At 65.4% G+C, this 9,735-nt stretch carries 13 protein-coding genes; all 13 read right to left on the reverse strand.

Translation table 11 applies throughout. From position 1 onward, the window contains the following. Positions 1 to 3 precede the first annotated feature (3 nt). A complete protein-coding gene (gene queC, locus F3N42_RS03845; protein ID WP_150863053.1) occupies positions 4 to 699 on the reverse strand; it encodes a 7-cyano-7-deazaguanine synthase QueC in 696 nt (231 codons plus the stop codon). After that, entirely contained in the window at positions 696 to 1,331 is a 636-nt protein-coding gene (queE, locus tag F3N42_RS03850) for a 7-carboxy-7-deazaguanine synthase QueE (RefSeq protein ID WP_150863162.1), read from the reverse strand. The genes queC and queE overlap by 4 nt, the downstream gene beginning before the upstream one ends. Positions 1,332 to 1,384: 53 nt before the next feature. Then, positions 1,385 to 2,323 carry a tol-pal system protein YbgF gene (ybgF, locus tag F3N42_RS03855; protein ID WP_150863054.1) on the reverse strand — a complete coding sequence of 313 codons (939 nt, stop codon included), beginning with the start codon at positions 2,321 to 2,323 and terminating at the stop codon, positions 1,385 to 1,387. A 2-nt stretch (positions 2,324 to 2,325) separates the two neighbouring features. Next, entirely contained in the window at positions 2,326 to 2,859 is a 534-nt protein-coding gene (pal, locus tag F3N42_RS03860) for a peptidoglycan-associated lipoprotein Pal (RefSeq protein WP_150863055.1), read from the reverse strand. Positions 2,860 to 2,927: 68 nt separating this feature from the next. After that, the gene (gene tolB / locus F3N42_RS03865) at positions 2,928 to 4,217 is read right to left on the reverse strand and encodes a Tol-Pal system beta propeller repeat protein TolB (protein ID WP_224784671.1); all 1,290 of its coding nucleotides are present in this window, start codon (positions 4,215 to 4,217) and stop codon (positions 2,928 to 2,930) included. Between the two features lie 4 nt (positions 4,218 to 4,221). Continuing rightward, a complete protein-coding gene (tolA, locus tag F3N42_RS03870; protein WP_150863057.1) occupies positions 4,222 to 5,139 on the reverse strand; it encodes a cell envelope integrity protein TolA in 918 nt (305 codons plus the stop codon). Then, positions 5,139 to 5,588: a protein TolR gene (gene tolR / locus F3N42_RS03875; RefSeq protein WP_150863058.1), complete on the reverse strand. Its 450-nt coding sequence runs from the start codon at positions 5,586 to 5,588 to the stop codon at positions 5,139 to 5,141. The genes tolA and tolR overlap by 1 nt, the downstream gene beginning before the upstream one ends. A gap of 4 nt (positions 5,589 to 5,592) precedes the next feature. Further along, positions 5,593 to 6,282, reverse strand: coding sequence for a protein TolQ (tolQ, locus tag F3N42_RS03880; protein ID WP_150863059.1), 690 nt, complete (start codon positions 6,280 to 6,282; stop codon positions 5,593 to 5,595). Beyond that, entirely contained in the window at positions 6,279 to 6,698 is a 420-nt protein-coding gene (gene ybgC, locus F3N42_RS03885; RefSeq protein WP_224784675.1) for a tol-pal system-associated acyl-CoA thioesterase, read from the reverse strand. Before ybgC ends, tolQ begins: the two co-directional genes overlap by 4 nt. 33 nt (positions 6,699 to 6,731) lie before the next feature. Further along, positions 6,732 to 7,763 carry a Holliday junction branch migration DNA helicase RuvB gene (ruvB, locus tag F3N42_RS03890; RefSeq protein ID WP_150863163.1) on the reverse strand — a complete coding sequence of 344 codons (1,032 nt, stop codon included), beginning with the start codon at positions 7,761 to 7,763 and terminating at the stop codon, positions 6,732 to 6,734. Positions 7,764 to 7,777: 14 nt separating this feature from the next. Next, positions 7,778 to 8,368, reverse strand: coding sequence for a Holliday junction branch migration protein RuvA (gene ruvA / locus F3N42_RS03895; protein WP_150863061.1), 591 nt, complete (start codon positions 8,366 to 8,368; stop codon positions 7,778 to 7,780). Positions 8,369 to 8,422: 54 nt separating this feature from the next. Continuing rightward, entirely contained in the window at positions 8,423 to 8,917 is a 495-nt protein-coding gene (gene ruvC, locus F3N42_RS03900; RefSeq protein WP_150863062.1) for a crossover junction endodeoxyribonuclease RuvC, read from the reverse strand. 24 nt (positions 8,918 to 8,941) lie between these two features. After that, positions 8,942 to 9,682 carry a YebC/PmpR family DNA-binding transcriptional regulator gene (locus F3N42_RS03905; RefSeq protein WP_150863063.1) on the reverse strand — a complete coding sequence of 247 codons (741 nt, stop codon included), beginning with the start codon at positions 9,680 to 9,682 and terminating at the stop codon, positions 8,942 to 8,944. Between the last annotated feature and the right edge of the window lie 53 nt (positions 9,683 to 9,735).

The following is a 9,735-nucleotide window of genomic DNA, read 5'->3' on the forward strand; positions in this document are numbered from 1 at the left end:
CGGCTAGCGATAGCGGGTCGGGTCGGGTACGGCGGCGGCTTCGAAGCCGGCGCGGCGGATCTGGCAGGAGTCGCAGCGGCCGCAGGCGCGGCCGTCGGTGTCGGCCTGGTAGCAAGACACGGTGAGCGCGTAGTCGACGCCCAGGCGCGTGCCTTCGCTGATGATTTCGGCCTTGGTCAGGTCGATCAGCGGGGTGTGGATTTTGAGCCGGCGGCCTTCGACGGCGGCCTTGGTGGCCAGGTTGGCCATGGTCTCGTAGGCCTCGATGTATTCGGGGCGGCAGTCGGGGTAGCCGGAGTAGTCGACGGCGTTGACGCCGATGAAGATGTCGCCGGCGCCCAGGACCTCGGCGTAGCCCAGTGCGAGCGAGAGCATCACGGTGTTGCGGGCCGGCACGTAGGTGACCGGGATGTCGCCGTGTTCTTCGAGCGACTCGCCTTCGGGTACGGCGATGTCGTCGGTCAGGGCGGAGCCGCCGATGGCGCGCAGGTCCATGGGCAGCACTTTCAGCGGCACACCGGCGGCTTTGGCCACGCGGGCGGCGGCGGCGAGCTCGCTGGAGTGGCGCTGGCCGTAGTCGACCGCCAGCGGCCGCGGGTCGAAGTCGGCGTCGCGGGCCATGGCCATGGCGGTGGCGGAATCCAGGCCGCCGGACAGCAGCACCACGGCAATCGGCTTTTTCGGGCTGGCGGCGTTCATTTTCCGGGCTCGTCTCCCCACAGCAGCTTGTGTAACTGTAACTGCATTCGAACCGGCAGGCCGTCGGCGAGTACCCATTCGGCCAGCTGGGTGGGGTCCTGCTGGCCCCAGGCGGGTGACACCAGCACTTCGCACAGGTCGGCCAGCGAGCGGCCGGTAATCTGCTCGCGGGCCCACTCGTAGTCGCCGCGAGAGCAGATGACGAACTTCAGCTGGTCATGCGGGCCCAGCGTGCCCAGGTTGCTCCACAGGTTGCGGTCCGCTTCGCCCGAATCCGGTGTTTTCAGGTCGACCACGCGGCTGACGCGCTCGTCGACGGGGCTGACATCAATGGCGCCGGAAGTTTCCAAAGAGACCGCGTAGCCGGCGTCACACAATTGCTCCAGCAACTGCAGGCAACGTTTCTGCGCCAGCGGCTCGCCGCCAGTGACGCAAACATGCCTGGCGGGGTGCCGGGCGGTCTCGGCCAGGATGTCATCGAAGTGCATCCACTCGCCGCCAAAGAACGCGTATTCGCTGTCGCAGTAGGTGCAACGCAGCGGGCAGCCGGTCAGGCGGATGAAAACGGTGGGGCGGCCCGCGTCGCGGGCCTCACCCTGGAGCGAAAAGAAGATCTCGGTGATCTTCAGCATGCCCTCGCGGGATTCGGGCACGCGTGGTGCCCGAACCTCGGTGGATTGCGTGCTCAGAGATGCCCCTCCAGGCGCATCGAGTTCAGGCGGGAGGTGGCCAGTCGCGCCAGCGTGCTGTTCGGGTAACGGGTGGTCACCTGCTCCAGCGCCGCACGGGCCTGGTCGTACTGCTTCAGCTCGTAGTGCGTGTAGCCGATCTTCAGCAGTGCGTCGCCGCCCTTGGTGCTGTCGGGGTAGTTGCTGCCCAGCGACTCGAAGGCGTTCAGGGCCATGTCGTAGTTACGGGTAACGTAGTACGACTCGCCCAGCCAGTACTGCGCGTTGCCGGCCAGGCTGCTCTGCGGGTAGGCATCCAGGAAGGCCTGGAAGTCGCGCGCGGCATCGGCGTAGCGCAGTTCCTTCAGGGCCTGAAAGGCCTGGTCGTAGGCGGCCTGCTCGGCTTCCGGGTTGGCCACGGTCTCGCGGGACGTGGTATCCGGTGCGCCCAGTGCCATGGTGGTCGACGGCACGCTGGGTGGCGCCGTTACTTCCGGCACGTCGCGCGGCGGCTGTGACGCGGCGGCCTGTGCAGCGGCCTCGCCCTCTTCCGTGCGGCCAAGCGGCGGTACGGCAGCGTTGCCACCGGTTGCGGGCGATGCGGCGGGCACGGTGGCACTGGCCGTCACGCCGGCAGCCGTAGAAGGCGCCGTGCGGGTCGTCGAACCCAGGCCTGGGGCCGCGCCTGAAGGCTGTCCGCCGGTGATGCCGGAAATGCGCTGGTCCAGGTCCAGGTACTGGTCGCGCTGGCGGCGCTTCAGGTCCTCGATCTGGTAGGACTGTTCCTCGATCTGGCCGCGCAGGCTGCGGATTTCATCCTGCAGTTGCTGCATCTGCGACACCAGGTTGAACAGTTGCTCATTGCCCGACTCAACCTGCGCGGTGGCAGGGGTTGAAACGACGATGGCCAGCACCAGGCTGGCCATCGCGGCATTGCTCGAAAATGCTCGAATCATGCTTACCTCGCGGTGTAGACGATCTCCACCCGACGGTTCTTCCACCAGCAGTCTTCGCTGCTGACGCGGCAGATCGGGCGTTCTTCACCGTAGCTGACCACGTCCAACTGGCCGCCACGCGCACCACCTGCAGACAGCAGACCGTTCACAGCGTTCCCACGACGCTCACCCAGGCCGAGGTTGTACTCGCGGGTGCCACGCTCGTCGGCGTGACCTTCCAGGGTCACTTTGGCGCTGGAAGAGCTGGCGATGTAGGCTGCGTGGGCCGCCACGATGGAGCGGTACTCGGCCTTCACTTCAGACTTGTCGAAGTCGAAGTAGACGACCCGCTTGGACAGCAGGCTTTCCGGGTTGTCGAAGTTACGCGCATCGGTGTAATCACGCGGGTCCGGAGCGGCCGACGTGCTCACATCCTGGCTGCTGGTGTCTTCCACCGGGGCAGGCGTGGTATCGGTTTCTGGCTGGGCGTCTTTGCGGCAGGCTGAGACTGCGAACGCGACAGCCAGGGCAAACAGCAAGCGCAAGGCGATCTTCATGGGTATCCTCCTAGGGGATTGGGCAGTATTCACCGTTTTTTGCGGTGTTTTTTGTTGAACGCTAGATTTTACCTGATAACAGGCGACCATGCGGGTTCCCGCACGTCACCTTCACTCAAAATAATCCGTTGTCGGACATTGCCGTCCGCGGACACTGCCGCCAGAACGCCTCGCCCACCCTCGCGGGTGGCATAGAGGATCATGCTTCCATTAGGGGCAAAACTCGGCGATTCATCGAGAACGCCGGGGGTCAGGATCCGCAGCCGCCCATGTTCCAACTCCCAGACTGCTATACGATACTCGTTTCCCCTGCCGTTAGCTATAGCCATCGAACGACCATCTGGCGCCACGCTGGCACGGGCGTTGTAGTCGCCTTCGCGGGTCACGCGCTCGGCCGTTCCGCCGCTGGCCGGGACGCTGTAAATCTGCGGCCGTCCACCCCGGTCAGAGGTGAAATAAATGGTCCGGCCGTCCGGCGACCAGGTGGGCTCGGTGTCGATGGCCCAGTGCTGGGTCAGCTGCTGCATCGCGCCGGTCGCCAGGTCACGCACGTGGATTTCCGGGTTGCCGGTGCGCGACAGCGTCAGCGCCATCTTGCGACCGTCCGGCGAGAACGACGGCGCGCCATTGATGCCCCGGCCACTGGAAATCAGCTCACGGGCACCGGTGGCCACTTCCTGCACGTAGATGGCCGAATTGCCCTGCTCGAACGACACGTAGGCCAGCTTCTGGCCATCCGGCGACCAGGCCGGCGACAGCAGCGGTTCCGGCGAGCCCACCACCGTGATCGGATTGAAGCCGTCGGCATCGGCGACCACCAGTTCGTAGTGCAGCGAGTCGCCCTCACCCGTGGCCGAAACATAGGCAATGCGGGTGGCGAAGGCGCCGGGCACACCGGTCAGCTTCTCGTAGATGGCATCCGCCACGCGGTGCGAGCCGAACCGCAGGTCGCCGGGGCCGACGCTGGTGATCTGGCTCAGCAGCCGCTCCTGCGTGTGCACGTCGAAGAGCTGGTAGACGATGTCAAAACCGCCGTCCGGCGCGTCATTGACTTGGCCGATGACGATGTAGTCGGTTTTAAGCAGCCGCCAGGTGCCGAACTTGATGGACTCGGCGTCCACCGGCCGGTCGACCATGTCCTGCTCGTCCATCGGTGCGAACAGGCCGGAGCGGTAGAGATCGTCGGAAACCACGCTGGCGACGCCGGTGATGGGCGGCTGGCCAGCGGCGCGCCACTGGAACGGCACCACGGCAATGGGCAGCTGTGAAGCGTTGCCTTGGACGATTTCGATTTCGAGTCGCGCCTGGGCGGCATGGGTGGCGCCGATAAAGAGCAGCGCCAGTATCAGTCGTTTCATGATGTCAGTCACCGTCATAAACAAAGTCAAAATCTATCTCACGCTCAAAAACTTCTTCGAACCCTCTGTACGGTAGTGCCGCGCGTTCGGCAGCTGCGATGATTGAGCGACGAGTCGCCTCGTCAGCCGTACACGCCCCGACAAACTGCGCCGAAATTACGTCGCCGCCTGGCAATTGAACAATTCGCAATCTGCATCTCAATCCGGGTGGAGCGGTTGGAGGCCGGTACCAATTACTCGTCACCTGCGCCGTAATCGCACCAATGTACTGTCCGCGAAGTGATGCTTGTGCTTGCGACCGTTGCGCCGCCGCCTCGGCGGCCAATTGTTCCTGCAACGCCGCCTCGGCCTCGGCCTGGCGTTGTCTAGCCGCCTCTTCCTCCCGGCGGGCTTCGAGCTGCTTCAGGCGCTCTTCCTCAAGCTTGCGCTGCTTCTCGGCCTCGGCGCGCTGGCGCTGCAATTCCTCGAGCTCGCGCTGCTGACGTTCGATCTCGGCCTGGCGTTCGCGCTCCTGCTGCTCGCGCAGCTGTTGCAGGCGCAGCTCGGCCTGGCGCTGGCGTTCGGCTTCGGCTGCCTGGCGCCGTTGCTCCTCGACCTTGGCGGCCTCTGCTTCGCGCTCACGCTGTGCGGCCAGTTCGCGCTGGCGCTGCTCCAATCGTTCTTCGCGTTGCCGGGCGGCTTCCTGGGCGCGTTCCTCTGCGGCAGCCGCTTCGCGGGCCTCGGTGCGGGCGGCCTGTAGCGCCTGGGTGTCGACCATGACCGCTTCGATGGTCATGCCGGTGATCTGCGGCGGGCGCATCGGTTTCCAGTCCATGGTGCCCAGCACGATCAGCGCCGCGGCCAGCGCGTGCACGACCACCGCCAGGCCCAGGGCCTTGGCGTTTTGCCAGGTCTCCGACAGGTAGGCGCGCAATGCTGCCATCAGGCCTCCGGCGTGCCCTCGAGCGGATCGCTCATCAGGCCCACCTTCTTCACGCCGGCTTTTTGCAACAGCACCATGGCGTCGTAGATGCGGCCGTATTCAACTGCCGTGTCACCGCCCACCAGCACCTGCAACTCCGGGTTACGGCGGACAATCGCGGACACGGTCTGCACCAGCGATTCCGGGTCAATCAGGCCTGAGGTGGCGTCGCCGTCACCGCCGGCATTCAGGTAAAGGTCGCCGTTTTTCAGCACGGTGACCACCATCGGCTCCTCGTTCTGCTCGGAATCCAGCGGCTCGGCGTCGGCCTCGGGCAGGTTCACTTCCACGCCCAGGTTCAGCATCGGCGCCGTGACCATGAAAATGATCAGCAGCACCAGCATCACGTCGATGTACGGGACCACGTTGATCTCCGACATCGCCTTCCTGCGGGTGCGTACACCGGCCATGGCCTCAGTCCTCCCCGATGGCCAGCGCCTGGCGGTTAAGGATGCTGGAGAACTCTTCCTTGAAGTTGTCCAGGCGCAGCTCGATGCGCTCCACCTGGTTGGAGAACCTGTTGTAGGCGATCACGGCCGGGATAGCGGCGAACAGGCCCATGGCCGTGGCGATCAGCGCCTCGGAGATGCCCGGCGCGACCATGGCGATGGTGGCCTGGTTGACGTTGGCCAGTGCCTGGAAGGACACCATGATGCCCCAGACCGTGCCGAACAGGCCGATGTAGGGGCTGGTGGAACCCACCGTGGCCAGGAACGACAGGTGCTGCTCAAGTCGGTCGGATTCGCGGGTCAGCGCGATGCGCATGGCGCGCTCGGCACCTTCGACCATGCGGTCGGCCGAGGCCCTGCCCTGCTCGCGCAGGCGGTTGAACTCGGCGTAACCGGCCTCGAACAGCTTGCCCATGCCCTGGGAGCCGCCCTTCTCATGCGTCACCTCGTCGTGCAGCGTGGTCAGCTTCAGGCCGGACCAGAAGCGCTCCTCGAAACGGTCGGCATTTTTCTCCGCCTGGTTGAGCATCGCGCGCTTGCGGAAGATGATCATCCACGACGCCACCGAGGCCGCCAGCAGGGTCAGCATGACGAATTTCACCACCCAACTGGCGTGAAGGATCAGCTGCCAAATATGTAAGTCACCACTCGTCATTTGTTGATCTCCGTCCTGATCCACTCAGGCATCTTTTTAGGTTTGAATCGTTTCGCGTCCAGGCTGACCGCGGTCACCTCGGCACGCGCCAGTTCCACGCCATCGGCGGCGCGATGCATCGCCTGGGTGAACGTCAGCCGGGCGGCGCTGGCGTTGACCGAGTGCACGCTGATATCCAGCAGGTCGTCCAACCGGGCGGGCGCGATCCAGTCGACGGCCATGTGGCGAATGGCGAACACCAGGTTTTCGGTCACTTCCAGCGCCGACTGGTGTACGCCACGGGCGCGCAGCCACTCGGTGCGGGCGCGCTCGAAAAACTTCAAGTAGTTGCTGTGGTAAACCACGCCACCACCATCGGTGTCTTCCCAGTAGACCCTCACTTGCCAGACAAACGGCACGGGTTTTGGTTCATTCATGTCCATCAGGACGCAGCCCCGCGACGAACGGGGTTAAACCTCGTCATCGAACAGGTCGGCGGCCGCGCCGTCCGGGCGGGTCAGGCCAAAATGCCGGTAGGCCTTGGCGGTGGCGATGCGGCCGCGCGAGGTGCGGGCGATGTAGCCCTGCTGGATCAGGTAGGGCTCCAGCACGTCTTCCACCGTGCCACGTTCCTCGCTGAGCGCGGCGGCAACGCTGTCCACGCCCACGGGGCCACCCTCAAACTGACCGATGATCAGCTTCAGCAGGCGGCGGTCCAGGGCGTCGAAACCCTTGGCGTCGACATCCAGCATGTCCATGGCGCTGTCGGCGGCGCCGGCGTCGATAAAGCCGTTGCCCTTGACCTCGGCGAAATCGCGTACGCGGCGCAGAAGGCGATTGGCGATACGCGGCGTGCCGCGCGAGCGCCGGGCGATGCCCAGCGCGCCGTCGTCGTCGATGCCGATATCAAGGATGCCGGCCGAACGGGTGACAATGCTGGCGAGATCATCGGGGCCATAGAACTCAAGACGCTCGACAATGCCGAAACGGTCGCGCAGCGGCGAGGTCAGCAGCCCCGCGCGGGTCGTGGCGCCCACCAGCGTGAAACGCGGCAGGTCCAGCTTGATCGAGCGCGCGGCCGGGCCCTCGCCGATCATGATGTCGATCTGGAAATCTTCCAGCGCCGGGTACAGCACCTCTTCCACGGCCGGTGACAGGCGGTGGATTTCGTCCACGAACAGGATGTCACCGGGTTTCAGGTTGGTGAGGATGGCGGCCAGGTCGCCGGCGCGCTCCAGCACCGGGCCGGAGGTCTGTCGCAGGCTGACGCCCATCTCGTGGGCGATGACATGCGCCAGCGTGGTCTTGCCCAGCCCGGGCGGACCAAAGATCAGCACGTGATCCAGGGCCTCTTCACGGCGGCGCGCGGCCTCCAGGTAGACCTGCAGCTTCTGCCGCATGACCGGCTGGCCGATGTACTCGTCCAGGGTTTTGGGGCGCAGGCTGGCGTCGATGGCGCGCTCATCGCCGGTCTCGGCCGGCGTGACCACGCGGTCGGTCACATGATGAATATCACTCACGCGGCCACCTTCTGCAGTGCCTTGCGGATGATTTCCTCGGCATTCATGCCGGACTCGGCCACGTCACGCACCATGCGGCTGACCTCGGCCGGCTTGTAGCCCAGCGAGCGCAGCGCGTCGCTGGCCTCGCGCACGGCATCGGGTGCGGCGGCCGTACCGCCCTCCCCGCCGGCGGCACTGGGCATGGCGTCCAGCTTGTCGCGCAGTTCGATGATGATGCGCTCGGCCGTCTTCTTGCCAATGCCCGGCAGCTTGGTCAGCGCCGCGGTATCGCGGTCGGACACGTAACGCGCCAGCTGGTCACCGGGTGCGCCGGACAGGATGGTCAGCGCCAGCTTGGCGCCGATGCCGCTGATCTTCAGCAGCTGGCGAAACAGGGTGCGCTCGGCCGCGGTGGCGAAGCCGAACAGGGTGTGGTGGTCCTGGGTGATCTGCAGGTGAGTGAGCAGCACCAGCGGCTGGCCGGTGCCCGGCAGGCGGTCGAAAACGGTGTTCGGCACCTCGACCTCGTAGCCGACGCCAGCGACATCGATCACCAGTGACGGCGGGTGCACTTCCAGCAGGGTGCCCGAAAGCCTGGAAATCATTCCTTAGTCTTTCTCACGTGTTGTTATCACGGGTCGCCCCGCGCCTCTCCGTACTCAACGACGCGCGGTCGCGATCTGCGCCAGCGTACCCCGCGTATGGTGGTGACATAATGCCACAGCCAAGGCATCCGCGGCGTCCTCCACCGGGTTTTCCTTCAGCTCCAGCAGCACCCGCACCATGTGCTGCACCTGCGCCTTGTCGGCGGCGCCGCGCCCCACAACGGCCTGCTTGACGGCGCGCGGTGCGTATTCGGCCACGGGCAGGCTTCGCTCGATGGCGGCACAGATGGCCGCGCCACGGGCCTGGCCCAGCTTGATGGCACTGGCGGCGTTGTGGGCGACGAACACGGACTCCACCGCGACCTCGTCCGGGCGGTTTTCGCGCACCAGGTCGCGGACCCCCTCGAAGATGGTCCGCAGCCGTTCGGGAAAATCGCCGTCGCCGGCACGGATGACGCCGTAACACACCGGTACCACCTCGCGCCCGCTCACCTCGATGATGCCGACGCCGGTGCGGCGCGACCCGGGATCAATGCCCAGGATGCGCATGTGCAGGCCGCGCCGGCGCCAGGGTCACTGGTCGTAGACCTCTTCGGGGATGTTGGCGTTGGAGAACACGTCCTGCGTGTCGTCCAGGTCTTCCAGGATATCCAGGAACTTCAGCACCTTGGCACCGGTTTCCACGTCCAGGTCGACCTCGGTGGACGCACGCATGGTGACCTCGGCGTTTTCCGGCTCCAGGCCGGCGTCCTTCATCGCCTTCAGCACGTCGGAGAACACCTCCGGGCTGGTGATCACCTCGATGGAGCCGTCGTCTTCGATGACGACGTCGTCGGCGCCACCTTCCAGCGCCACTTCCATCACCTGGTCCTCGTCGGTGCCCGGGGCGAAGTTCAGCGTGCCGATCTTGCTGAACAGGTACGACACGGAGCCGTCGGTGCCCAGGTTGCCGCCGTGCTTGCTGAACGCGTGCCGGACTTCCGCCACCGTGCGGTTGCGGTTGTCGGTCACGCAGTCGACCATCACCGCCACGCCCGCGGCCGCGTAGCCTTCGTAGCGGGCTTCCTCGTAGGTGACGCCCTCGAGTTCACCGGTGGCCTTCTTGATCGAGCGCTCGATGTTGTCCTTCGGCATGTTGGCCGCGTTGGCCTTGTCGATGGCCAGGCGCAGGCGTGGATTGCTGTCCGGATCGCCGCCGCCCTCGCGGGCCGCCACGGTGATTTCGCGGTTAAGCCGCGTGAAGATCTTGCCGCGCTTGGCGTCGACCGCTTTCTTCTTGTGTTGGATATTGGCCCATTTACTGTGACCGGCCATAGCGTATAAACCTTGATTCTGCTGTAGGAATAACCCGCGATTTTAACATGATG

Origin of the sequence: Marinihelvus fidelis (genome assembly GCF_008725655.1) — a bacterium.
Lineage (GTDB): Bacteria > Pseudomonadota > Gammaproteobacteria > Xanthomonadales > SZUA-36 > Marinihelvus > Marinihelvus fidelis.